Here is a 24967-nt window from a genome sequence, read left to right on the forward strand (position 1 = left end):
AGATTGCCGCTTTTTCACTGCGTATCCGTCTGAAAAATGGAGTCAGCAATTTGCCAGCCTGGCGCGTTTCGGTCCAGGCTGTGGGGGCGAATCGGCAGGTGCCGGTTCTTTTCCAGCCATTTATCAGGAGCGAACATGACGGACATCGTACAGTTATTGGGTAAAGAGGCGGATACGCTTCTTCAACATCGCTGCATGACCATTCCAGCGGACAGCCTTTATTTGCCGGGCGCGGATTATGTCGATCGCGTGATGATTGATAACAATCGTTCTCCTGCGGTACTGCGCAATATGCAGACGCTCTACAACACCGGCCGTCTGGCGGGTACCGGCTATCTGTCGATTCTGCCGGTGGATCAGGGCGTGGAACACTCTGCTGGCGCCTCGTTCGCTGCCAATCCGGCCTATTTCGACCCGAAGAATATCGTCGAGCTGGCGATTGAAGCCGGCTGTAACTGTGTGGCATCAACCTATGGCGTGCTGGCCTCCGTGTCACGTCGCTACGCGCACCGCATCCCGTTTATGGTCAAGCTGAACCATAACGAAACCCTGAGCTATCCCACGCAGTATGACCAGACGCTCTACGCCAGCGTCGAGCAGGCGTTCAACATGGGCGCGGTTGCGGTCGGCGCCACCATCTATTTTGGTTCTGAGCAGTCACGCCGGCAGATCGAGGAAATTGCAGCGGCCTTCGAGCGCGCGCACGAGCTGGGCATGGTGACGGTGCTGTGGGCTTATCTGCGCAACAACGATTTCAAGAAGGATGGGGTGGATTATCACGCCAGCGCCGATTTAACCGGTCAGGCTAACCACCTGGCGGCCACCATTGGTGCCGACATTGTGAAGCAGAAAATGGCGGAGAATAACGGCGGCTATAACGCGGTGAAGTTTGGCCACACCGATGAACGCGTGTACAGCAAGCTGACCAGTGAGAATCCGATCGATCTGGTGCGCTACCAGCTGGCCAACTGCTACATGGGCCGCGCCGGGCTGATTAACTCCGGCGGTGCTTCAGCCGGTGCGACCGATGTGGCGGAGTCGGTGCGTACGGCGGTGATCAATAAACGCGCCGGCGGCATGGGGCTGATTCTCGGGCGCAAGGCGTTTAAGAAGTCGCTGAAAGAGGGCGTGGCGCTGATTAATGCGGTGCAGGATGTGTATCTGGCGAAGGATGTGACGATTGCCTGATGGTGTGAGGGGCGTTTTTTCACCTTCACCCTTACCCTCACCCTAACCCTCTCCCGCGAGCGGGAGAGGGGACTGTTTTGTGCGGTTTTTTAATGCGTTAATTCTCTGACAGCTTACTGGAACAGCTCCCTCTCCCGGTGGGAGAGGGCCGGGGTGAGGGCATCACACCGCACCGTATCGCACCGCACCACACCTCAAGCTCAAAGCACCCCAAAACACTACGGCCCTTCAAACCATTCGCTGTTGCGCTCGGCAATCGGCGTGATGGTCAGAATCATCTCCTGCAGATGTCGCCGCATCGCCTTCTCCGCCGCATCGGCATCTTGCGCTTTCAGCGCGGCAAAAATCTCTTCGTGCTGCTGAATCAGGCTCTCCGGCGGCGACACTTCGCTCAGCGTCAGAAAGCGCACGCGGTCCATCGTCGCTTTAATGTTCTCCACCGTCTCCCACGCCAGCAGGCAGTCAATGCCTTCGGCAATCAACCGGTGAAACTCATCGTCGAGCGCCAGAAACGCCTGGCTGTCGTGGCGTTCCGCTGCCAGACGCTGCAGCTGCAGATTGTGTTCCAGCGCCATCAGTCCGGTGGCAGCGATCTCCAGCGCGGCGCGACGAACCACGGCGATCTCCACCGCTTCACGGATGAAACGGCCGTCGGCGACGCGCTGGGCGGAGATTTTGCGCACGAAGGTGCCGCGCTGCGGCAGAACCTGCACCAGGCCGGCTTCCGCCAGTTTGATAAAGGCTTCCCGCACCGGCTGCCGCGACACGTTGAAGCGCGCCGACACTTCTTTCTCCGACAGCAACGAGCCCGGATGGATCACGCAGGTCACGATATCCTTCCGCAGATAGCGATAAATTTGCTGATTTACCGGTTCGCTGGTGGTTATGGTATAGGCAATCGACATGCAGCAATATCCGTATTACGGCTGGCCGCCGCCAGCCCGATGAGAAAGCGTCAGTCTAATCAGCACGCTGCGTCTGCGCTACACATTTGTGCAGGCGGCTTAGCCTTCTGTGACCAGCGCCTGCACCGTGGCGCGTGCACCGGTAAGCCGCAGCTGCTGATACAGCTCAGTAAGCCGCGTAACAAACACCGTGTGATAACGTAAGTCGTCGCCGAACACCGCCTGCAGGCGCAGTAAGGCCTCAACGCGCTGCGGGCCATCCTCGCTATTGGCAACAATGCTGGCCAGCTGCGCGCTGAGCGGATCGCGAATCTCAATCGCCGCGCCCTGCTCATCGACGCCGCTGATATAGCGCATCCAGCCTGCCACGCCCAGCAGCAGATAATCACAGGCCGTCCCGTTACGCAGATGCCAGCGCACGCTATCCAGCAGGCGCTGTGGCAGCTTCTGCGTGCCGTCGGTGGCGATTTGATAAGTGCGATGTTTAATCGCCCGGTTTTCGTAACGGGCGATCAGCGAGTCGGCATAGGCGACCAAATCAACATCCTGCGTGCGCAGCGTGGGTGCCTGATCCTGCAGCATCAGCGCGCGCGCCGCCTGACGAAAATTGGCGTTGGCCATGCAATCGCTGATGTGCTGATACCCGGCCAGGTAGCCGAGATAAGCCAGGAACGAGTGGCTGCCGTTGAGCATGCGCAGCTTCATCTCTTCGTACGGCAGCACATCACGCACCAGCTCTGCACCGGCCTGTTCCCACGCCGGGCGGCCGCTGACGAAGTTATCTTCAATCACCCACTGGAAAAAAGGTTCGGCTTCCACCGCCACCGGATCGCGACTGCCCAGCCGCGCTTCCAGCGTCGCGAAAGCCTCATCGGTCATCGCCGGTACGATGCGATCCACCATGGTTGAGGGAAAGGTGAGGTGGGTCTGAATGTAATCCGCCAGCGCCGGGCTGCGACGCTGCGCCAGCTGGGTAATCACATTGCGCGTAACGTGGCCGTTCTCAGGCATGTTGTCACACGACATCACGCTAAACGACGGCAGATCGCGCTGGCGACGGCGTTCAATCGCCGCCAGGATCACGCCGGGCAGCGAGCGCGGCGCGTCAGGATGCGCCACATCGTGCACGATGTCCGGATGCGTCAGGTCGAGCTGGCCGCTCGACGGCAGCGAACAGTAGCCTTTTTCCGTGACCGTCATCGACACGATGGCGATTTCCGGCTGGCTCATCGCTTCAATCACCGCCTCAATACCGTCACTTTTCGCGTGCAGCGCCTGGGTAATTACGCCAACAATGCGCGTGTGCAGGCTGTCGTCGGCCATTTCGGTCACGCTGTACAGCAAATCCTGCTGGCGCAGAGCGGCGATCAGCGCGCCGCTGTTGAGATTCACTTCGCAGTAGCCCCAGTCGCTGCCGTGCTGCGCCAGTTGGTCAGTGGCCAGCGCCTGATGCGCGCGGTGAAAGGCACCAAAACCGATGTGCACCATGCGGGTTTTCAGCTGGCTGCGGTCGTAACGGGGGCGCTGTACGTCAGCGGGAAGGCGATCGGGTTGTAACATGCATAATCCTTGTGGCAAACGGGGCGCGCGGCGCCCCGGCAGAGTCATTCGATTAAACGGAAACCGGTTTGTCGCTGGCTTTCGGGCTGCGAATCACAAACAGCACCAGCAGCGCACCAAGGGCCGCCACCACACCCGCCAGCACAAAGGCGCTGTCAAATTTGCCGGTGTGCTGCACGATGAAGCCGGTAACGATCGGGCCGATAATGCCGGACAGGCTGCCAATCAGGTGGATAAAGCCGCTGATGCTGCCGACGCGGCTCTTGTGCACCACATCCTGAATAATCGCCCAGTAAATGGCACCGGTGATGTAGAGGAAGAAGATGGAGACCGACATCATGATCACCGCCGAATTCACCTCTTTGATGGTGCCCGCCAGCGCCACACATATCGCTGCCGCCAGCAGCGACACTACTAACACAATCTTGCGCGATAGCAGCAGCTTACCGGTGATATTAAAGATTTTATCGGAAATCCAGCCGCCCAGCGCCAGGCCAACGAAGCCGACAATCCACGGGATCATGGTAGTGATGCTCATGGCTTTGATATCCAGCCCGTGCGCCTGCACCAGATAGGCCGGGAACCAGCTCAGGAAGAAGAACAGAATGTAGTTGTAGCAGAAGAAGGCGAAGGCGGTGACGAGGATAATCGGCTGACGCAGATAGTAGCCCATGCCGTGCGCTTTGCCGTCCGCGTCGATGATATCCGCCGGCTCTTCCGCTTTCAGTTTCTCTACCAGCGCGCGCTCCTGCGCTGAGACGCGCTTACTGCGCGCCGGATTGTCGGCGGCGAAGAAGAACCACAGCGCCATCCACACCAGACCAATCAGGCAGATCACCACAAACGCCGGACGCCAGCCGAAGGAGAGCGCCAGGTAGCCGACAATCGGCCCGGCGACCGCGCCGCCGAGCGGGGAACCGGCACTCAGCAGGCCCATGGCGGTGGCGGCCTGCTTTTTCGGGAACCAGCCGTTGATGGCTTTGTTAGCCGAGGCGCAAATCGGACCTTCCGCCATGCCAAACAGAACGCGCAGAATCATCATCGACCAGAAACCGGTCGCCAGCGCGGTCATACCGCAGAACAGCGACCACATGCCGACGGCGGTGCCGAGCACAATTGTCGGACCAAATTTATCGGTGGCTAAACCGCCAATAAAGTTGAACAGCGCGTAGCCGAAGAAGAAGCTGCCGAAGATCAGGCCGAACTGCTCGGCATTGATCATCAGATCTTTTTCCACCAGCGGCACGGTGAGCGACAGGGCAATACGATCGAGGTAGTTGATCATATACACCAGGAACAGCAGCAGTACGAGGGTCCAGCGTAGATTCTTCAGCATAGAAACTCCGTTTCCCTGTTCTTCTTCAGGCTGCAGCATCACGGGGAGATGACCTTGATGACCGCGGCGCTGCGCCTGATTTATGCAGGGGATTATTGTTGTGGCCGGCGGGTACGCACCGGCATCAGGGACATCTGGTGTGGCGCCTCACTCAATCCATTTGCAGGATCACTTTGCAGCAGGTGCGCGGGTCTTGTTCAAACAGCGTCATGGCGCGCTCGATCTGCGCCAGCGGGAAATAGTGGGTGACCAGTTTCTCCGGCTGGATCAGCCCCTGTTCCAGCCACGCAATCACCTGCGGGAAGCGGTTGCTGTTCAGGCGCGAGGTAAACAGCGACAGCTCTTTGCTGGTCAACGCCTGCTGCGTCAGGCTGCACGGCTCAGCAGAAAACCCGAGCAGGCCGATGCGCGCCGCCGGCGAGGCCAGCGCCGCCGCTTCGGCGAGGATCGCCGGATGGCAGGCGGCGTCAATAATCAGCGTCGGCTGAACGCCTTCCAGCTGCGCCGCCAGTGGGATCTCGCTGTTGTTATACAGGCGATCGGCACCGTTTTGCTGCGCCAGCGCCAGCCGCTCTGGCAGGCGGTCCACCACCAGCACCTGCTGTACGCCGTACACGCCTTTCAGCACCTGAATGGCGGTCAGCCCCATCGGACCGGCACCGTAAATCAGCGCCACATCCTGTGGCTGCGGTTTGAGGAACGCCGTGATATTCGCGGCAATGGTGAAGGGCTCAACCAGGCTGGCGAGTTGGTCGGGAATGCTCGCCGGCAGGCGATGGGCATTTTTGGCTGGTGCCACCGCATACTCACTGAAGCCGCCGTCGCGGTGGACGCCAATCACCTGCAGTGACTGACAGACATTAGGACGGCCAACGGAGCAGGGATAGCAGTGGCCGCAGCTCACCACCGGATCGACCGCCACGCGCTCGCCCAGCCGGCTGGCATCAACGTCCTGTCCGACCGCGTCAATCACGCCGAAGAACTCATGGCCGATGACGCGCGGATAGCGGGCAAATGGATTGTGACCGTGCCAGATGTGCACGTCAGAGCCACAGATGCTGGCAAATTTCACTTTTACCCGTACTTCATCAGCGGCGGGCTGCGGCAGCGCGCGCTCGGCCAGCAGCAGTTTGCCCGGTTGTTCAATCACCACACTTTTCATCATTCACTCCTGGCTGGTGGCCTGAAGGCGCGGCACACCAGTAATAACGCGACAGTAATGACGAAAAAATACGCGCAATAATACTACCATACAAGTTGCTGTTGCAGAGTTGTGAACGCAATCACAGAGCGGATGGGGTAGTTGTAAAGAGAGGTTTAAAAATGGCGTTGCGGTGCGCATCACTGCGCACCCTGTAAAGTCGTTACCCGGATTACAGGGTCGGCATTCAGGGCGACCGGAATAAACGCAGCAAAATGACAGGCCTGCGGCGATCGACGGCTCGCTCGCCGCGTAACATCACGGCTGCCGTAGCGTCACCGCGCTGAGCGTGCGCCACAATAACTCTTTATCCTGCGGTGACACATTACGCTGCTGAATGTCGCGCATAAATTCGGCCTTCTGTGGTGCCTGCAGCGTCGTGCCCTGTTTCAACTGCGCGGCAAGCTGCGTCAGAATCGCGTCGCTGTAATGACCAATGCTTTTGCGCACCTCATCCAGCGGACGCGGCTGCCAGTGCGGCTCCGGCGTTGCCAGCCAGTCGGCGCGATAGCGATACTGCACCGCTTTCGCCACATCCATCTGTGCCTGAATAAACGGCTGCACCGTGGCATCGTCCAGGCCCAGCTGACGCGCTTCCGCCAGGGCTTTGTCCAGCACCTTGCGCTCCTGACCCAAATCTTCAATCGGCTGATGATGCTGCGCTTTATAACCCGCCACATCCTTCATGTAAGACAAGCGCGTGTTAATAAGCTGGCCCGGCGAAGGACTGCTGAGTTCTGCCGCGGCGGCGGAACAGCTGCAAATCAGCAGCGCTAACGTGGCCGATCGTAACTGCATTTCCATACTGATGCTCCCAATGTTCAACCCAGGCGCTGGATCTGCGCGAGGCTCAGGCTAAGACAAAATAATGACATGACAAAGTACAGGGTGAAAAATTATCTTGTTTTTTAATCTACCAACTAGTAGGTTTGTTTTCCAGCGCCTTTTGCCGCAATGTTATTGCGCTTTGGGTTGAATGATTTCTGGCACAGGGCTGCCGCTGAGGCAGCGCTTATCATCAAAAGGAACACTCCATGACGGTCTTATCACATCACAAACGCCTTTCACTGCTGATTGCCGGTTCACTGCTGGCCGGCGCCACGCTGTCGCCGGCGATGGCGGCAGAGATGGCAGGGCAAAAAGTGCAGGTACGTGGCGTTGTTGAATCGGTAAACGGGCAGCAGCTCACTATCAAGTCACGCGAAGGATCGGAGGTCAGCGTGGCCATGAAGCCAGGCGCGATGGTGTCTGCGGTGGCGAAGGCCAGCATCAGCGACATTAAAAAGGGCGATTACGTGGGCATTGCCTCGCTGCCGAAAGCGGGCGGCGGAGATGGCGCGCTCGAAGTGCTGATTTTCCCGGCGCAGCTGAAAGGCGCAGGCGAGGGCAACTTCAGCTGGGATCTGAAGCCGGGCAGCTCAATGACCAACGCCACGGTCGCCAATAGCGTCACCTCGGTGGATAACAGCGAAGTGACGGTGAGCTATCACGGCCATCAGAAAAAAATTGCCATTCCGGCCGGTACGCCGGTGGTGACGCTGGCGGCGGCCACCCCGGATGACCTGAAACCCGGCACCACGGTGTTTGTTCCGGCCGAGAAGGGCGCCGACGGTAAGCTCACCGCAGGCAATATCATTGTCGGCAAAAACGGCGTAGTGCCGCCGATGTAATCCGGCTCCAGCCAGGCCTCGCCTGGCTGGTAAGGGGCTTGATGATGCAACAGCCTTCACCTTCCCGCAGTAAAACCCTAATCCGTCGTCATTCGCTGCTGGTGCGCGTGACGCACTGGGTCAACGCCCTGTGTTTTGCCGTACTGCTGATGAGCGGACTGCAAATCTTTAATGCACATCCGCGTCTGTATGTCGGCCTGTATGGCGCGGACCATGAGCAGCCGGTGTTTGAAATCGGCAATCGTCAGCAGCAGGGATTTGTCCGGCTCGGCTCGCTGCAACTGAATACCACCGGCGTGCTCGGTGTCTCGAAGCTGGAGGGCACGCTCACAGCGCGCGCGTTCCCCGGCTGGATGACGCTGCCGTCGTGGCAGGATTTGGGAGCCGGTCGCCACTGGCACTTCTTTTTTGCCTGGCTGCTGCTGTTCAACGGCGTGATTTATCTGCTGCACGGTTTCTGGCATCGGCATTTCCGCCGCGATCTGTTGCCCGACCGTCAGCAACTGGGCGCGCGTCATTTGTGGCAGGAGATTTGCGACCACGCCCGGCTGCGCTTCGCCCGCGGTGAAGCGGCGCGGCGCTATAACGCGTTGCAGAAACTCAGCTATCTGCTGGTGATCTTCATACTGCTGCCGCTGATGCTGCTCAGTGGATTAACCCTGTCGCCAGCGCTGGATGCGGCACTGCCGTTTTTACCCGATCTGTTTGGCGGCCGTCCCACGGCGCGCACGGTGCACTTTATCACCGCCACGCTGCTGGTGCTGTTTGTGCTGGTGCATGTGGTGATGGTGCTGGTATCAGGCGTGTTCAATAACCTGCGTTCGATGATCACCGGCCGTTACGCGATCGACAAAGAGGATACCCCATCATGAAAATCGAGCTGTCGCGTCGCCGCCTGCTGCTGGGCGCGCTGTCCGGCGCCGGCGCGGCGCTGCTGAGCGGTTGCGATCAACTGACGCAAAACGACACGGTCAGCGGCTGGCTCAATCAGACCGAGCGGCTGACGCGTGCCAGCCAGCGCCTGCTGGGCGGCCAGCGGCTGGCACCGGAGTTCAGCGAGGCCGATATTTCACCGCTGTTCCGCGCCAACGGCACGCAAATGCCCGACTCCGACGAGTATGCGCGTTTGCTGGCGAACGGGTTTGCCGACTGGCGGCTGCGCGTCACCGGGCTGGTGCAACAGCCGCTGAGTTTATCGCTCAGCGATCTGCAGCGTTTTCCCAGTCGCACACAAATCACCCGTCACGACTGCGTGGAGGGCTGGAGCGCGATTGGCAAATGGCAGGGCGTACCGCTCGGACTGGTGCTGGATGCAGCGCGCCTGCGGCCAGGTGCCCGCTACGTGGTGTTCCTGTGTGCCGATGAGCTGGAGCAGACGCTGGACGGCAGCGGACGCTACTATGAAAGCATCGATCTGCAGGATGCGTGGCATCCGCAAACGCTGCTGGCTTACCGCATGAACGACCAGCCGTTACCGGTGGCGCACGGCGCGCCGCTGCGTCTCCGGGTCGAGCGCCAGCTCGGTTACAAGCACGCCAAGTATCTGATGGAAATTAAAGTGGTGGATTCGTTTGCCCAGCTGTGGGGCGGACGCGGCGGCTACTGGGAAGATCGCGGTTACGAGTGGTATGGCGGGATCTGAAGTTCAGAACGCCGAAAAGCAAAAAGCCTGCTTTAAAAGCAGGCTTTTCTAAATCTGGCTCCTCTGACTGGACTCGAACCAGTGACATACGGATTAACAGTCCGCCGTTCTACCGACTGAACTACAGAGGAATCGTTTGGAACGGGGCGCATATTATCGGGCAGGCTGTGGCTTGTCAAAGCTCTTTTTCACAATTTTTTCTGACTGCTGAATAAAGCGTCAATTGCCCGACGCGGGCCCGCGCGATGGCGCGAATTAGCGCCAGCACTGCGCCTGATTGTGAGAGATGTCACCAATGCTATGCAAAATTACATTCTGATTTGTCGCTTCTGTCAGATACCTCGCATGTATGATCACAGATATTTCATTTCGCCGTTGTCGCCGCCCAAAACGAAACATATATTCCGGGAAACTCATCCCCGTGAACCGCAGGTGCAGCATGAACAAAGTCAGAATCGGTATGATTGGCAGTGGATATATTGGGCGTTGTCACGCGATTGCCTATGCGCAGGCACCCACGGTGTTCGCCCTGAAGGGCGAGATTGTGCGCGAGATGCTGGCAGAGGTGAATCCGGCGCTGGCGGCGCAGCAGGCGGCGACGTTTGGCTTTGCCCGTTCGACGGGCGACTGGCGCGAGCTGGTGCGCGATCCGCACATCGACGTGGTCGATATCTGCGCGCCCAATTTCCTGCACAAAGAGATGGCGCTGGAGGCGATTCGCCACGGCAAGCACGTTTACTCCGAAAAGCCGCTGTCGCTCTCGGTGGCCGATGCCGAAGAGATGGTGCAGGCGGCAGAGCAGGCGGGGGTGAAAACCCTGGTAGGCTTCAACTACATGAAAAACCCCACCAGTCAGCTAGCACGGGAGATTATTGCGTGCGGTGAGATCGGCGAGGTGGTGCACTTTTACGGCACCCATAACGAAGATTATCTGGCGCGCGCGGAGACGCCGCTCGACTGGCACTGCCAGAAAGCGCTGGCCGGTCTCGGCGCGCTTGGCGATCTGGCGGCGCATATCGTCAACATGGCGCACTATCTGGTCGGTGATATTGATGAGGTGAGCGGTGACATGATGACGGTGATCAAACAGCGACCGGATCCGAAGGCGCCGTCACGTCTGCTGCCGGTGGAAAATGAAGATCAGGCCAGCGCGCTGCTGCGCTTTAAAAATGGCGCGCACGGCGTGATTGAAACCTCGCGTATCGCCTGCGGCAGCAAGATGGGGCTGACTTATGTGGTGACCGGCACCAAAGGCACGCTGCGCTACACGCAGGAGCGCATGGCTGAACTGGAACTGTATCTGCACGACGATCCGGCCGGTCGCCAGGGCTTTAAAACCATTCTCACCGGTCCGGCGCACCCGGATTACGCCAGCTTCTGCGTCTCGGCCGGCCACGGCATCGGTTTTAACGATCAGAAAACGGTCGAGATTCGCGATCTGATTAACGGCATCGCCGCCGGCGATCGCATGTGGCCGGATTTTGCCGAAGGGCTGCAGGTGCAGAAGGTGCTGGAAGCGGTGGCGATTTCCGCCGTGGAGCGCCGCTGGATGAAGGTGTGATGCAGAGCGTCAGCCGCAGACGCACGTAACCGGTCGCCATCAATGGCGACCCTACACTGTGCGTGCAGGGATGGCGATCCTCACAGGGTGCGCATTTATGCGCACCGGGATAATGCAGAAATTTTCCAAAGATTACGCCAGCAACGGACACTGCGGCGGCAGGCGGCAGCTCAACGCGCCGGGCTGCACCTCAATCTCAAACTCGCTGCCGGACAGCGGCTCGCCGTCGAGGTTAAAGGTCATCTCATGCGGTGAACGGATGGTCAGTGACGTCAGCTGTGCCGCGACAATGTTCGGGTTTTCATCGTCGCGCGTCAGCGAGTGCAGCAGCGTTGGCAGCAGCTCTTGGGCGGTTACGATGCTGAGATTGAGCTGTCCGTCGTTGATCAGCGCTTCCGGGCACAACCGCTGCCCGCCACCGGCCTGACGGCCATTGCCAATGCCAATCACCAGCGCGTCACCCTGCCAGTGAAAGCCCGGTCCGCTGATTTCGCAGCTGTCCGGCTTCAGCGCATCAACGCGCATCAGGCCATGAATAAAATAGGAGACGCCGCCCAGCGCCGATTTCAGTTTCTCCGGCGTTTCGGTGGTGATGCGCGTGCCAAAACCGCCGGTCGCCATGTTGATGAAGTAACGGTCGCCGTTCACCCGCGCCAGATCGATGGCCGTGGCTTTGCCCAGTACCGCCAGCCGCAGTGCCGCTTCCATTTCTGCCGGGATACCGGCGCTGGTAGCAAAATCGTTGGCAGTGCCAAGCGGTAAAATCCCCAGCACCGGCCGCTGCGCGGGCGGCAGGGCGGCCAGCGCGGTGGCAATCTCATTGATGGTGCCATCGCCGCCGCCAGCCACCACGGTTTCCGCCTGCAGCTGCAGCGCTTCCTGCACGTAGCGGTCACCGTCGCCTTTTTCCCAGGTCACGCGCACCGCCAGGTTAAAGCCTTCGTCGCGCAGGGTATTCACGGCGGCACGCAACTCTTCATTGCCTGCGCCTTTTCCATTCAGAATCAGCAAAGTGAGGGGTTTATTTTGCATTATCGCTTCCCTGATGAGTAAGACAGAGCTGTGGTTATAGCATAGCTGCGGCGGGAACTTTATCGGCGAACGATGAAAAAAAGAAAACCCGCACGGGGGAGCCGGGCGGGTGAATGAGGTGGTTCCTGGTACTACCTGCTGTTTGTTGTTACTCGTTAGCAGCAGGCGCGATTCTAAAGCGCGGCGAAGCGGCGGTCTGTGATCCTGTTCTAACTTCGCCGTTTTCTTTTCATTTAGTGCGATTTTTACCGTGTGGATCGTAAGTGCTATTACCGTCGGTAAAATTGCGCAGCAGCAGCGCATAGGCCAGATCGACCCCCTCCGGCACGCTGATCCAGACGCGATGACCATCACCCGGCGCCACCTCAACCGCGGCACCCTTGTCATTCTGCATCGCCTGCAGCGTGCAGTTGAGATTGCCGTCCGGCGTCATGATCTCCACGCTATCGCCCAGCATGAATTTGTTCTTCACCGCCACCTGCGCCCACGTACCGCGCCGTTCACCGGTAAATTCACCAACAAACTGCTGACGCTCCGAAATGGAAAAACCCTGCTCGTAGTTTTGATAGCTGTCATGGGTATGGCGACGCAAAAAACCTTCGGTATAGCCGCGATGCGCCAGCCCTTCCAGCGTCTCCAGCAGTGCCGGATCGAAAGGTTTGCCGGCGGCCGCGTCGTCGATTGCGCGGCGGTACACCTGCGCGGTACGCGCGCAGTAGTAGAACGATTTGGTGCGGCCCTCAATTTTCAGCGAATGCACGCCCATCTGGCTCAGGCGTTCGACGTGCGCCACCGCGCGCAGATCTTTCGAGTTCATGATGTAGGTGCCGTGCTCATCTTCGAACGCGCTCATCACCTCGCCTGGCTTCATCTTCTCTTCCAGCAGGAATACCCGGTCGGTGGGCTGACCGACGCCGAGCGTCGCGGGCTGCACCGCAACCGGCTGATGAAAGCCAACAATGTTGCCGACCTCATCCTGCTGGCCTTCGGCCACGTTATATTCCCAGCGGCAGGCGTTGGTACAGGTGCCCTGATTGGGATCGCGCTTATTCAGATAGCCAGAGAGCAGGCAGCGGCCGGAGTAGGCCATGCACAGCGCGCCGTGGACAAAGATTTCAATCTCCATCTCCGGCACCTGCTGGCGAATTTCGGCGATCTCCTCCAGCGACAGCTCGCGCGACAGAATCACGCGCGTCAGCCCCATCTGCTGCCAGAACTTCACCGTGGCCCAGTTCACCGCGTTAGCCTGCACCGACAGGTGAATCGGCATCTGCGGGAAGGCTTCGCGCACCAGCATGATCAGGCCGGGATCGGACATGATCAGCGCATCCGGCTGCATCTCGATAACCGGCGTCAGATCGCGGATAAAGGTTTTCAGCTTGGCGTTGTGCGGGGCAATGTTCACCACAACGTAAAACTTCTTGCCGAGCGCGTGCGCCTCGCTGATGCCTTTGGCGAGGTTTTCATGGGTGAATTCGTTATTGCGCACGCGCAGGCTGTAGCGCGGCTGGCCGGCATACACCGCATCGGCGCCGTAGGCAAAGGCGTAACGCATATTTTTCAGCGTGCCTGCCGGCGAAAGCAGTTCGGGTTTAAGCATGGGAAGTTCTCACTGATGTCAGGTCAGCATGCCATCACGGATGGCACGTGCAGCGGCCGCGTCAGGCGGCCCTGCAAAAGGTGGGGAATTGTAGGCAGGGCGACTCCCGATGTAAATTGACCTGGATCAATCTAAGCGGTTACAGCAGGCGGCCAACATCCGCTTCCCAGCGATATCCCATGCCGTACACGGCGCGAATAAACGGCTGTTCGGCATCAAGGTTCTCCAGCTTGCGCCGCAGGTTCTTGATGTGGCTGTCGATGGTGCGATCGGTGACCACGCGATAGTCGTCATACAGATGGTTCAGCAGTTGCTCGCGCGAGAACACTTTGCCCGGCTCCAGCGCCAGCGTTTTCAGCAGGCGGAACTCGGCGGGCGTCAGCTCCAGCGGCTGTTCGCGCCAGCTGGCCTGAAAACGCCCTTCGTCGATCAGCAGATGCGAGGCCAGCTGCGCCTCTTCTGGCGAACGTTTCACCCGGCGCAGAATGGTTTTCACCCGTGCCACCACTTCACGCGGGCTGAAGGGTTTGCAGATATAGTCGTCAGCGCCAATCTCCAGCCCGAGCAGGCGATCGATCTCTTCCGTGCGTGCGGTCACCATGATAATCGGCAGTTCAGAGAAGCGGCGGATTTCCCGACACAGCGTCAGGCCGTCACGGCCCGGCAGCATCAAATCCAGCAGCATCAGGTCTGGCGGCGTTTGTTGCACATAACTCAGTACCGCGTTGCCATCGGCGAGGTGATGCGTGCGGTAGTTTGACGCCTGCAGATAATCAATCATCAGCTGCGCCAGTTTGGGTTCGTCTTCCACAACAAGAATCAGGGGATCGCTATTTTCCGTGCTCATAAAGGGTGTCTAGTAAGGAACATACGGCAAGTTTAGCGTGATTTTCAGCCCACCTAAATCAGAGTCGGCCGCATTAATGCTGCCGTCATGCGCCTCAACAATATTCTTGCAGATCGCCAGACCGAGCCCGGAGCCGCCGCTGGCGCGATTGCGCGAGCTTTCGGCGCGGAAGAAGCGCTCAAACAGCTGTGCCTGCTGCTGGCGCTCGACGCCCGGTGCGCTGTCGGCAAACTGCAGCTGCCACTGCTCGCCGCTGAGCTGCATACTGAGCTGCACCGTGCCGCCGGCATCGGTGTAGCGCAGGCTGTTTTCCAGCAGGTTAGTAAACAGCTGCATCAGCCGGTCCGGATCGCCAAAGCTGCTGGCCTGCGCCGGCAACATCAGGCTGAGCGTCAACCCCCGGCTGCGATAGCGTTCGCCAAAACTGCCCGCCACCACCTCCAGCAGACTGACCAGATCCACCGGCTGTTTGCGGTAGGCGAGGGCGCCCGCGTCGGAGAGCGACAGCTGGTGCAGGTCTTCCACCAGTTGGGTCAGCAGCGCGACTTCACTCTGCAGCGAACTGATGGCGTCGGGCGTCAGCTTGCGTACGCCATCCTGCATCGCCTCCAGCTCACCGCGCAAAATCGCCAGCGGCGTACGCAGCTCATGGGAAATATCGGCCATAAAGGCGCGCCGGTTGCTCTCATTTTTCTCCAGCGAGCGCGCCAGCTGGTTGAAGTCGCGTGCCAGCTGACCAATTTCGTCGCTGCTGCCGACCTCTACCCGGGTGGTAAATTTGCCCGCCGCCAGCTGATGGGTGCCGTCCACCAGCCGTTTCACCGGCGCCAGCAGACCGCGCGCCAGCAGCCAGGTGACCAGCGCGGCCAGCAGCGTGGTGAGGCCGACAATCAGCCAGCTGGTCTGGCGCTGCTGATGGTCAAAGTTGATATCGGTGCTGCGCGTCAGTCGCTCGGCGGGCGACGCAATCACCCAGCCAACAATCTTGCCGTTGCTGGTGGTGATATTGCGGCGCGAGCCTTCCGGCGGCACCGGCGAGCGCGGGCCGGACAGTATTTTGTACTGCTGATCGATAATCCAGAACTGGGTGCGCCAGCCGTGCGGCGGCAGCTGCGTGCCGCTGCCGGGGTTCTGTTCCAGCGAGCGCAGAATGGTGAAAATCAGCCGGTCGTTGTTACGCAAAAAATCCCAGCTACCGTGCTGTTCGTATTGATCGGCCAGCGCATCGCTCAGCAGCGTCAGGCGCTGCTCGTTGCCCTTTTTGATGTAATCGACAAAGCCATGCTCAAAGCTGAGGCGCACGCCCCAGTGCATGGTGATGATCACCAGCATGCAGGTGGAAAAAATCGCCATGAACAGTTTGGCGCTGATGCCGAGTTTTACCGGCTGCTTCATCCTTTTCTCCTGCCTCTCAGGTCCACGTTTTTACTCACATCGGCGGGTACGCGCCAGAACACCAGTGCCGGCAGCGCAATCACCAGCGCCATGCACAAATAGGTGTACATAAAGGTTTGATGGGTCGCGGCGCTGTCGCTCACCGCGCCATGGCCGAAAGCGCCGAGCAGCAGACCGGCCACGGTGACGCCGATACTCATCGACAGCTGCATGATCATCGACAGCAGGCTGTTGCCGCTCGAGGCCAGCTCGTCCGGCAGCTCTTTCAGCGTCAGGGTATTCATGGACGAAAAGCGGATGGCATTGACCATGCCCTGCAACAGCAGCACCACGGGCAGCAGCCAGATCCAGCCGAGCAGCGCCACCACGGGAAACAGCAGCACCACCAGCGCCAGCGCCAGCGTGCCGCCCACCAGCGCGTTACGATAGCCAAACAGGTTCACGATGCGCACCACCACACGTTTGATGCCCATGTTGCCCAGCACCATCGGGATCATCATCAGCCCGGCGTGGAACGGGCTAAAGCCGAGACCCACCTGCAGAAAAATCGGCGTCATGAACGGCAGCATGCCGCTGCCGATGCGGCCGGTGAAGCTGCCGAGCAGGCCGATGGCGTAAATGCGGTTATCAAACAGCTTCAGGCTAAACAGCGCGTTATCGTTGTTGCGGCCGTGCATCAGGTAGAACAGCAGGGAAAACACCCCCAGCAGAATCAGCAGGCACAGCAGCAGCGGTGAGCCGCCGGCGCTGCGCTGGCCGTCGAGCGCCAGCGTCAGCGTAGCCATGCCCACCGCCAGCAGCACAAAACCAAGGAAGTCAAAGCGTCGCGTCTGCATGGTGTAGTTCGGCATCAGCAGCAGCGTGGCAATGGCACCGATGATGCCGACCGGAATGTTGATCAGGAAGATCCAGTGCCAGCTGGCATACTCCACCAGAATGCCGCCCAGCGCCGGGCCGAGCAGCGGGCCAATCTGGCCGGGCAGGGTGACAAAGGTCATGGCCGACATGTACTGCTCACGCGGCACGATTTTCATCACCGTCAGCCGGCCTACCGGCACCATCATCGCGCCGCCGATCCCCTGGACCACGCGCGCCATCACCAGCTGGTCAAGTGACGTGGCGAAGGCACACAGCAGCGAACCGAGGCTAAACAGCACGATGGCGCAGAAGAAGATGTTGCGCACGCCAAAGCGGTCCGCCAGCCAGCCGCTGAGCGGTAGCGTAACCGCCACGGTGAGCACGTAGGAGACAATCACCGAGTGCATATGCAGCGGGCTGACGTTGAGATCGTGGGCCATCGCCGGTATCGCGGTGTTCACAATCGTGGTATCCAGCGTCTGCATAAAAAAGCCGAAGGCCACAATCCACAGTTGCCAGCGGACAGTGGCGGTTTGTGCGTTCATGGTCATCCCGTGTTAACAGTTTCATCAACCGCAGGTCGCGTAGCGGCGCGATTTATCGCGCGTTAAATTGCGCCGCTACGCTTAGTGCAGGTATGACGTTATGGCTCCGTTATCAACCGCGGCTGCTTTTTCCGCCGGCGCAGTTTATCCATCATCAGGTACACCACCGGTGTGGTGTACAGCGTCAGCAGCTGGCTCATCACCAGCCCACCGGCAATGGTGATGCCCAGCGGCTGGCGCAGCTCCGCGCCGTCCCCGCTGGTCAGCACCAGCGGCAGCGCACCAAACAGCGCCGCCAGCGTGGTCATCAGAATCGGGCGGAAACGCAGCTGGCACGCCTGGAAAATGGCGTCGCGCGCCGACAGGTTGCCGTTGCGCTCCGCCTCCAGCGCGAAATCCACCATCATGATGGCGTTCTTTTTCACGATACCGATCAGCAGCAGGATGCCGATTAGCGCAATCAGGCTGAACGGCGTATTAAACAGCTGCAGCGCCAGCAGCGCGCCGACGCCCGCCGAGGGCAGGGTAGAGAGAATCGTCAGGGGATGCACGTAGCTCTCATACAGAATGCCGAGCACGATATACACCGCGGCAATCGCCGCCAGCATCAGCCACAGCTGGTTCGATTGCGAATCCTGAAATACCTGCGCGGTGCCGGCGAAGCTGCCGCGCACGCTGGACGGCACGCCAATCGCCGTAATGGTGCGGTCAATGGCCTCTGACGCCTGCGACAGCGAGACCCCTTCCGGCAGGTTAAACGAGATGGTCGAGGCCGCCGACAGCCCCTGATGGTTGACCGACAGCGGCGCGTTGGCCGGCTGCCATTTGGCAAACCAGCTCAGCGGAATCGCTTTGCCGTCGCTGTTGATCACGAACATCTGATCCAGCGCGCTGACATCCTGGGTATAGCGCGGATCCACTTCCATCACCACTTTGTACTGATTCAGTGGCTGGTAGATGGTGGAGATTTGCCGCTGGCCGAAGGCGTTATTCAGCAGCGCATTGGCCGCCGACACGTCGATGCCGAGGCGCGCCATGCTTTCGCGATCGTAAGTCAGCGCCATTTCGCTGCCGTTGTCCTGCTGATCCGAGTTCACATCGGCCAGCTCTGGCAGCGCGGCGAACGCCTGGCGGATTTTCGGCTCCCACTCACGTAAATCGGCGAGGTTATCCGACAGCAGGCTGTACTGATAGCTGGCGTTCGATTCGCGTCCGCCGACGCGAATATCCTGCACCGCATTGAGGTACAGGTTGGCACCCGGTTCTTTCGCCAGCTTCACGCGCAGGCGGGCGATCACTTCCTGCGCGCTTTCGCTGCGTTCTGACAGCGGCTTGAGTGACACAAACATCGAGCCGCTGTTGGTGCGCGAGCCGCCGGTGAAGCCGGTGACGTTATCGACCGCCGGGTCAGCCTTGATGATGTTCATGAAATCCTGCAGCTTACCGCGCATCGCCTGGAACGAAATGCTCTGATCGGCGGAGATAAAGCCGTTGAGACGGCCGGTATCCTGCTCGGGCATAAAGGTTTTGGGGATGGTGATAAACAGCCAGATGGTCAGCCCGACGGTGCCGAGCAACAGCAACAGCACCCAGATCGCGTGGTTCAGCACCCAGCCGAGCGAGCGCGCATAGCCCTGCTGCACTGCCAGCAGCACGCGGCCAAAACCACGCGTGCGCGGCTGGCTGCGCTTCGCCTGCGGTTTCAGCAGATACGCGCACATCATCGGCGTCAGGGTAATGGAGATAAACAGCGAGATGAGAATCGCCACCGACAGCGTGATGGCAAACTCCGAGAAGAAGCGACCAATAATGCCGCCAATCATCAGCAGCGGCAGGAACACCGCAATCAGCGACAGGCTCATCGACAGCACGGTAAAGCCCACCTCGCGCACCCCAGTGAGTGCCGCCTGCAGCGGCTTCATGCCGGCTTCGACGTGGCGCGCGATGTTCTCCAGCACCACAATGGCGTCATCCACCACAAAGCCGGTGGCGATGGTCAGCGCCATCAGCGATAGGTTATTCAGGCTGAAGCCGCACAGGTACATGGCGGCGAAGGTACCAATCAGCGATACCGGTACCGCCGCCGCCGGAATTAGCGTGGCGCGGCCGTCGCGCAGGAAGAAAAACACCACCAGAATTACCAGCGCCACGGCGATCACCAGCGACTGCTCCACTTCGTGCAGCGAGGCGCGGATAGTGGGCGAGCGGTCCTGGGCGATTTGCAGGTCGATAGCCGCCGGGATCACCTCATGCAGCTCCGGCATTTCCGCCCGGATGCGGTCGACGGTATCAATGATGTTGGCGTCCGGCGACTTGCGCACCACCAGCAGCACCGCCGGTTTGCCGTTGGTCATCCCGGCGTTGCGCACATCCTGCACCGAATCCTGCACGTTCGCCACATCGCTCAGCCGTACCGCCGCGCCGTTGTTGTAGTGCACCACCAGCGGCTGGTAGACGCTGGCGGTTTGCAGCTCATCGTTGGTCCGTACCTGCCAGCGCTGCTGGGTATCGTCGATGGCGCCCTGCGGACGGCGCTGGTTGGCGTTGCTGATGGCGGTGCGCACCGCATCCAGCGACACGCCCTGATTAAACAGCGCCTGCGGATTGAGGTCGACGCGCACCGCCGGCAGCGAACTGCCGCCTACCGTGACATCACCGACGCCATCAATCTGCGACAGTTTCTGCGCCAGTTGCGTCGACGCGTAATCATACAGCTGACCGGGATTATAAATGTCCGAGGTCATGGTGAGGATCATGATTGGCGCATCGGACGGGTTGGCTTTGCGGTAGGTTGGACGATTAGGCATGCCGGTCGGTAGCAGGCTCTGGGCGGCATTGATCGCCGCCTGCACGTCGCGCGCCGCGCCGTTGATGTCGCGGTCGAAATCAAACACCAGAATGATGCGCGTGCTGCCCAGCGAGCTGGTGGAGGTCATTTCACTGACGCCGGCAATGCGCCCCAGCGAGCGCTCAAGCGGCGTGGCGACCGAGGCCGCCATGGTTTCCGGCGACGCGCCGGGCAGCGAGGCCGAAATCAGAATCACCGGGAAATCCAGCTGCGGCAGCGGCGCCACCGGCAGCATACGGAAGCCAAGAATGCCCGCCAGCGCAATCGCCAGCGTCAGCAGCGTGGTGGCAACCGGCCGATGGATAAACAGGGCGAAAAACTTCACGACTGCGCCTCCGTGCCTTTCAGACGCCGGCGCGTGGCGTGGGCAAGGCGATCAAACAGCAGATAGATCACCGGAGTGGTAAACAGCGTCAGCACCTGGCTCAATACCAGGCCACCGACCATGGCGATGCCGAGCGGACGACGCAGTTCCGCGCCGACGCCGGTGCTGAGCATCAGCGGCAGCGCGCCAAGCAGCGCCGCCAGCGTGGTCATCAGAATCGGCCGGAAGCGCAGCAGACAGGCCTGATAGATCGCCTCACGCGGCGCCATGCCCTGTTCACGCTCGGCGGCCAGCGCGAAGTCGATCATCATGATGGCGTTCTTCTTCACGATACCGATCAGCAAAATGATGCCGATGATGGCGATGATATCCAGTTCGTTGCCGCTCAGCATCAGCGCCAGCAGCGCGCCAACGCCGGCGGTGGGCAGCGTCGACAGAATGGTAATCGGGTGGATGAAGCTCTCATACAGCACGCCGAGCACGATATACATCGCCACTACCGCCGCGACGATCAGCCAGATGGTGCTGGTCAGCGCCGCTTCAAACGCCAGCGTGCTGCCCTGGAACTGCGTCATCATCTCTGCCGGCATGCCGACCTGATCTTCCGCCGTGGTGATCGCCTGCAGCGCATCGCCGAGCGAGTAGCCGTGCGCCACGTCAAACGAGAAGGTGGCCGACGGGAACTGGTCGAGATGATTAATGCTCAGCGCAGCGTGGCGCTCTTCGACTTGCGCGATGGCGCTGAGCGGCACGCTGCCGCCGTCGCTGCTGTTCAGGCGAATCGCGTCGAGGCTGGCGAGACCGGGGGTTTGCGTGTTGTCCTGCTCCAGCACCACGCGATACTGATTGGCCTGAGTGTAAATCGTTGAGATCAGGCGCTGACCAAAGGCGTTGTACAGCGCGTTATCAATGTCGGCCATGCTGATGCCGAGCCGGCTGGCGCTGTCGCGATCGACGCGTACAAAGGCTTCCAGCCCCTGATCCTGCCAGTCGCTGCTGACATTGCGCAGCTGTGGCAAGGTGTTGAGCTGTGCCAGCAGTTTCGGCACCCAGCTGCCCAGCGACTCCAGCGAACCCGACTGCAGGGTAAACTGGTATGGCGTGCGGCTCGCCTGGGTATCAATGGTCAGATCCTGTACCGGCTGCAGCCACAGCGACACGCCGGGCAGGCGATCGATCGCCTGCTGCAGCCGCTGCTGCACTGCCGGAATACGATCGTCACGCTGGTCCAGCGGTTTCAGGTTGATTTGCAGCCGCGCGCTGTTGAGCGCCGCGTTGGTGCCATCCACGCCGACGAACGAGGTCAGGCTCTGCACCGCCGGATCTTTCATAATGATCGACGCCACGTCGCGGGTGCGCTGCGCCATACTGGCGTAAGAGACCGACTGCGGCGCCTGCAGCGTGCCCTGAATGATGCCGTTGTCCTGCTGCGGGAAGAAGCCCTTCGGAATCACCACCCACAGCAGCACCGTCAGCAGCAGCGTGCCAAGCGCCACCGACAGCGTCAGCCACGGATGGCGCAGCACGCGCGTCAGCCAGCGGCCATAGCCGGCAATCACCTTATCGAACATCGCCTCGCTGGCGCGGGAGAAGCGGTTCTGCCTGCGCAGCGATTCGGCGCTCAGCATGCGCGCGCACATCATCGGCGTCAGCGTCAGTGAGACCACCGCCGAGATCAGAATCGCCACCGCCAGCGTCACGGCGAACTCACGGAACAAACGGCCAATCACATCGCCCATGAACAGCAGCGGAATCAGCACCGCGATCAGCGAGAAGGTGAGGGAGATAATGGTGAAGCCAATCTCACCGGCACCTTTCAGCGCGGCGGTCATCGGCTTTTCGCCTTTTTCGATGTAGCGCGAGATGTTCTCGATTACCACGATGGCGTCATCGACCACAAAGCCGGTGGCGATGGTCAGCGCCATCAGCGTCAGGTTATTGATCGAAAAGCCGAGAAAATACATGGCGGCAAAGGTGCCGACCAGCGACAGCGGCACCGCGACCGCCGGAATAATGGTGGCCGGGACATTACGCAGAAACAGATAGATGATCATCACCACCAGCCCGATGGCCAGCATCAGCTCATGCTGGGTATCCGCTACCGAGGCGCGAATGTTGGTGGTGCGATCGGTGAGCAGTTTGACGTCAACCGACTTCGGCAGCGTGGCGGTCAGCGACGGCAGCAGCGCGCGGATGCTGTCAGCGGTAGCGATAATATTGGCGCCCGGCTGGCGCTGCACGTTCAGCACAATCGCCGGCTGACGGTTGGCCCAGGCGCCCAGCCAGCTGTTTTCTGCGCCCTGTTCAACCGTGGCGACGTCGCCCAGCCGCACCGGCGCGCCGTTGCTGTAGCTGACGATCAGCTTGCGGTAATCCTCCGCGGAGGTCATCTGGTCATTGGCCGACAGCGTGATGGAGCGCGTTGGACCATCAAGGCTGCCTTTCGCCGAATTGACGTTGGCGTTGCTGATGGCGGTGCGCACCGTCTCGCTGGTGAGGCCGAGGGCCGCCAGCGCCTGTGCGTTCATCTTCACCCGCACTGCCGGACGCTGGCCGCCGGAGAGCGTGACCAGACCGACGCCGGAGACCTGGGAAATCTTCTGCGCCACCCGCGTTTCCACCATGTCCTGCACCTGCGTCAGCGGCATGCTGGTGGTGGTAACGGCCAGCGTCATGATTGGCGGATCGGCCGGATTGACTTTGTTGTACACCGGCGGATTCGGCAGATCGTTAGGCAGCAGGTTAGTGGCAGAGTTGATCGCCGCCTGCACTTCCTGTTCGGCAACGTCGAGCGCCAGCGTCAGCTGGAACTGCAGCGTAATCACCGAGGCACCGCCGGAGCTTTGCGACGCCATTTGCTTCAGGCCGGACATCTGCCCGAACTGGCGCTCGAGCGGCGCGGTAATCGACGAGGTCACCACATCCGGGCTGGCGCCGGGATAGAGCGTGACGACCTGAATGGTCGGGTAATCGACTTCCGGCAGCGCGGAAACTGGCAGGAAGCGATAGCCCAGCACGCCGGCCAGCAAAATCGCGATCATCAGCAGCGTGGTGGCCACCGGGCGCAGAATAAACTGGCGTGACGGGCCGCCGCTGGCGTCGGGAGGCATCACCTGCATTATTGACGTTCTCCGCGAGCCGGTTGCGCCGCGCGCGTGCTGTGCGTGGTGGTACTCTGTGCGGCGACAATCTCCACCGTGGCGCCTTCGGTCAGGCGGTCGAGACCGTCAGTGACCACGCGCTGACCGGCCTGCAGCCCGGCATCAATCACCACTTTCTGGCTATCCTGCAGCCCGGCGGTGACGCGTTTCTTACTCACTTTGTTATCGCTGTTCACCACCCAGACAAAGTGGCCGTCGTTGCTCATTTGCAGCGCGGCAGTCGGGATCACCACCGCGTTTTGCAGCGTATCCACCTTCAGCCGGGCATTAACAAACTGATTGGGAAACAGGGCGTCGTCCTGATTGCTGAAGCGCGCCTTGAGTTTAATGGTGCCGGTGGTGACATCGATCTGGTTATCAATGCTCAGCAGCGCACCCGTGGTCAGCAGGGTTTTATTGCTGCGATCCCAGGCTTCAACCGGCAGCGGCTGGCCGCTTTTCTGGGCTTTCAGGATCTGGCTGATATTGTTCTCGGCAACGCTGAACACCACGTCAATCGGGTGCGTCTGGGTGATCACCACCAGACCATTGGTATCGCCGGCGGTAATGTAGTTGCCGACATCCACCTGCTTCAGCCCGACGCGTCCGGCAATCGGCGCGGTGATGCGGCTGTAGGTCAGATTGAGCTGCGCGCTGGCCACATTGCCTTCGTCGGCTTTGATGGTGCCGAGGGTTTCACTGACCAGCGAGCGCTGGGTATCCAGCTCCTGCTGCGACACCAGCGAGGTTTTCGCCAGCTTTTCATAACGGCTGAGGTCGCGGCGCGCGTTAGCCAGCGTCGCCTGATCTTTGGCCAGCTGGCCCTGCGCCTGGGTGAGCGCTACCTGCCATGGGCGGGGATCGATTTCTGCCAGCAGCGCGCCGGCCTCCACCTGCTGACCTTCCGTGAAGTGCAGCGCCATCAGCTGGCCATCGACCCGACTGCGCACCGTAACGGTATTGGCCGCGGTGACGGTGCCAAGTCCGCTGAGGTAATAGGGCACGCTTTCGGTGGTCGCCGTTGCGGCCTGCACCGGTGCCAGCGGACGGCGTCCGCCGCTGTTGTTGCCACCGCGTCCGTGATGCGGCTGACCATCAGCCTGGTTAGCCTGTGCTGGCTCGGCCGGATGCTGCCACCAGTAGTAAGCGCCCGCCAGCGCAGCCAGTACCACCACGCTAATCAGGCCTGTTTTTAATCGTTTGTTCATTGCTCTGTGTGCTCTCCGGCGGTTTCGTTTTCCCCACATGCGCGCGCAAACGAACCGCGGCGCAAACGAAATGATTGTAGTCGCCCGGGCCGGGCAAAAATTGAAG

General features: G+C 60.5%; 18 protein-coding genes and 1 tRNA gene. 5 read left to right on the forward strand and 14 right to left on the reverse strand.

The genetic code is table 11. The annotated features are described in order from the left end of the window. Window positions 1–135 precede the first annotated feature (135 nt). Window positions 136–1188 carry a class I fructose-bisphosphate aldolase gene (gene fbaB, locus E7738_RS02240; protein WP_058757271.1) on the forward strand — a complete coding sequence of 351 codons (1053 nt, stop codon included), beginning with the start codon at window positions 136–138 and terminating at the stop codon, window positions 1186–1188. Window positions 1189–1406: 218 nt separating this feature from the next. On the opposite strand, the gene E7738_RS02245 is transcribed toward fbaB, so the two are convergent. The 5 genes from E7738_RS02245 to E7738_RS02265 form a co-directional block, all read right to left on the reverse strand. Beyond that, window positions 1407–2093: a GntR family transcriptional regulator gene (locus E7738_RS02245; protein WP_021509299.1), complete on the reverse strand. Its 687-nt coding sequence runs from the start codon at window positions 2091–2093 to the stop codon at window positions 1407–1409. 99 nt (window positions 2094–2192) lie between these two features. Then, window positions 2193–3653, reverse strand: coding sequence for a mannitol dehydrogenase family protein (locus E7738_RS02250; protein ID WP_282954592.1), 1461 nt, complete (start codon window positions 3651–3653; stop codon window positions 2193–2195). A 52-nt stretch (window positions 3654–3705) separates the two neighbouring features. Further along, entirely contained in the window at window positions 3706–4989 is a 1284-nt protein-coding gene (locus E7738_RS02255; RefSeq protein WP_282954591.1) for an MFS transporter, read from the reverse strand. A gap of 151 nt (window positions 4990–5140) precedes the next feature. Next, the gene (locus E7738_RS02260; protein WP_136545888.1) at window positions 5141–6151 is read right to left on the reverse strand and encodes a Zn-dependent oxidoreductase; all 1011 of its coding nucleotides are present in this window, start codon (window positions 6149–6151) and stop codon (window positions 5141–5143) included. A 297-nt stretch (window positions 6152–6448) separates the two neighbouring features. Further along, window positions 6449–6994 carry a chorismate mutase gene (locus tag E7738_RS02265; protein WP_021509303.1) on the reverse strand — a complete coding sequence of 182 codons (546 nt, stop codon included), beginning with the start codon at window positions 6992–6994 and terminating at the stop codon, window positions 6449–6451. 230 nt (window positions 6995–7224) lie between these two features. Between E7738_RS02265 and E7738_RS02270 the strand changes: the two genes are divergently transcribed. From E7738_RS02270 to E7738_RS02280, 3 genes are read left to right on the forward strand one after another with little or no spacing between them, the layout of a single operon-like run. Continuing rightward, window positions 7225–7860, forward strand: a complete 636-nt coding sequence (locus E7738_RS02270) for a hypothetical protein (protein ID WP_021509304.1) — start codon at window positions 7225–7227, stop codon at window positions 7858–7860. A 41-nt stretch (window positions 7861–7901) separates the two neighbouring features. Further along, complete coding sequence (locus E7738_RS02275) at window positions 7902–8732, forward strand: cytochrome b/b6 domain-containing protein (protein WP_031280057.1); 831 nt, start codon at window positions 7902–7904, stop codon at window positions 8730–8732. Continuing rightward, entirely contained in the window at window positions 8729–9502 is a 774-nt protein-coding gene (locus E7738_RS02280) for a molybdopterin-binding protein (RefSeq protein ID WP_021509306.1), read from the forward strand. The genes E7738_RS02275 and E7738_RS02280 overlap by 4 nt, the downstream gene beginning before the upstream one ends. A 55-nt stretch (window positions 9503–9557) precedes the next feature. Here E7738_RS02280 and E7738_RS02285 read toward each other — a convergent pair. Further along, a tRNA-Asn gene (locus E7738_RS02285) sits at window positions 9558–9633 on the reverse strand. A gap of 308 nt (window positions 9634–9941) precedes the next feature. Here E7738_RS02285 and E7738_RS02290 point away from each other — a divergent pair. Continuing rightward, entirely contained in the window at window positions 9942–11063 is a 1122-nt protein-coding gene (locus E7738_RS02290) for a Gfo/Idh/MocA family protein (protein WP_021509307.1), read from the forward strand. A 132-nt stretch (window positions 11064–11195) separates the two neighbouring features. Here E7738_RS02290 and yegS read toward each other — a convergent pair whose 3' ends face one another. The 8 genes from yegS to E7738_RS02330 form a co-directional block, all read right to left on the reverse strand. Beyond that, on the reverse strand, window positions 11196–12095 hold the full coding sequence (gene yegS / locus E7738_RS02295) for a lipid kinase YegS (RefSeq protein WP_021509308.1): 900 nt from the start codon (window positions 12093–12095) through the stop codon (window positions 11196–11198). Between the two features lie 229 nt (window positions 12096–12324). Next, window positions 12325–13695, reverse strand: coding sequence for a prephenate-dependent tRNA uridine(34) hydroxylase TrhP (gene yegQ, locus E7738_RS02300; RefSeq protein ID WP_021509309.1), 1371 nt, complete (start codon window positions 13693–13695; stop codon window positions 12325–12327). Between the two features lie 139 nt (window positions 13696–13834). Next, on the reverse strand, window positions 13835–14542 hold the full coding sequence (baeR, locus tag E7738_RS02305; RefSeq protein ID WP_031280058.1) for an envelope stress response regulator BaeR: 708 nt from the start codon (window positions 14540–14542) through the stop codon (window positions 13835–13837). A 9-nt stretch (window positions 14543–14551) separates the two neighbouring features. Then, window positions 14552–15937 carry an envelope stress sensor histidine kinase BaeS gene (gene baeS, locus E7738_RS02310; RefSeq protein WP_021509311.1) on the reverse strand — a complete coding sequence of 462 codons (1386 nt, stop codon included), beginning with the start codon at window positions 15935–15937 and terminating at the stop codon, window positions 14552–14554. Further along, window positions 15934–17340, reverse strand: a complete 1407-nt coding sequence (gene mdtD, locus E7738_RS02315) for a multidrug transporter subunit MdtD (protein WP_031280060.1) — start codon at window positions 17338–17340, stop codon at window positions 15934–15936. Before mdtD ends, baeS begins: the two co-directional genes overlap by 4 nt. 98 nt (window positions 17341–17438) lie before the next feature. Then, the gene (gene mdtC, locus E7738_RS02320) at window positions 17439–20513 is read right to left on the reverse strand and encodes a multidrug efflux RND transporter permease subunit MdtC (RefSeq protein ID WP_241798297.1); all 3075 of its coding nucleotides are present in this window, start codon (window positions 20511–20513) and stop codon (window positions 17439–17441) included. After that, complete coding sequence (locus E7738_RS02325) at window positions 20510–23632, reverse strand: MdtB/MuxB family multidrug efflux RND transporter permease subunit (RefSeq protein ID WP_267412197.1); 3123 nt, start codon at window positions 23630–23632, stop codon at window positions 20510–20512. The genes mdtC and E7738_RS02325 overlap by 4 nt, the downstream gene beginning before the upstream one ends. Beyond that, window positions 23632–24861 carry an MdtA/MuxA family multidrug efflux RND transporter periplasmic adaptor subunit gene (locus tag E7738_RS02330; protein ID WP_394516053.1) on the reverse strand — a complete coding sequence of 410 codons (1230 nt, stop codon included), beginning with the start codon at window positions 24859–24861 and terminating at the stop codon, window positions 23632–23634. The genes E7738_RS02325 and E7738_RS02330 overlap by 1 nt, the downstream gene beginning before the upstream one ends. Window positions 24862–24967: the final 106 nt, after the last annotated feature.

The organism is Pantoea sp. SGAir0430, from assembly GCF_043549295.1.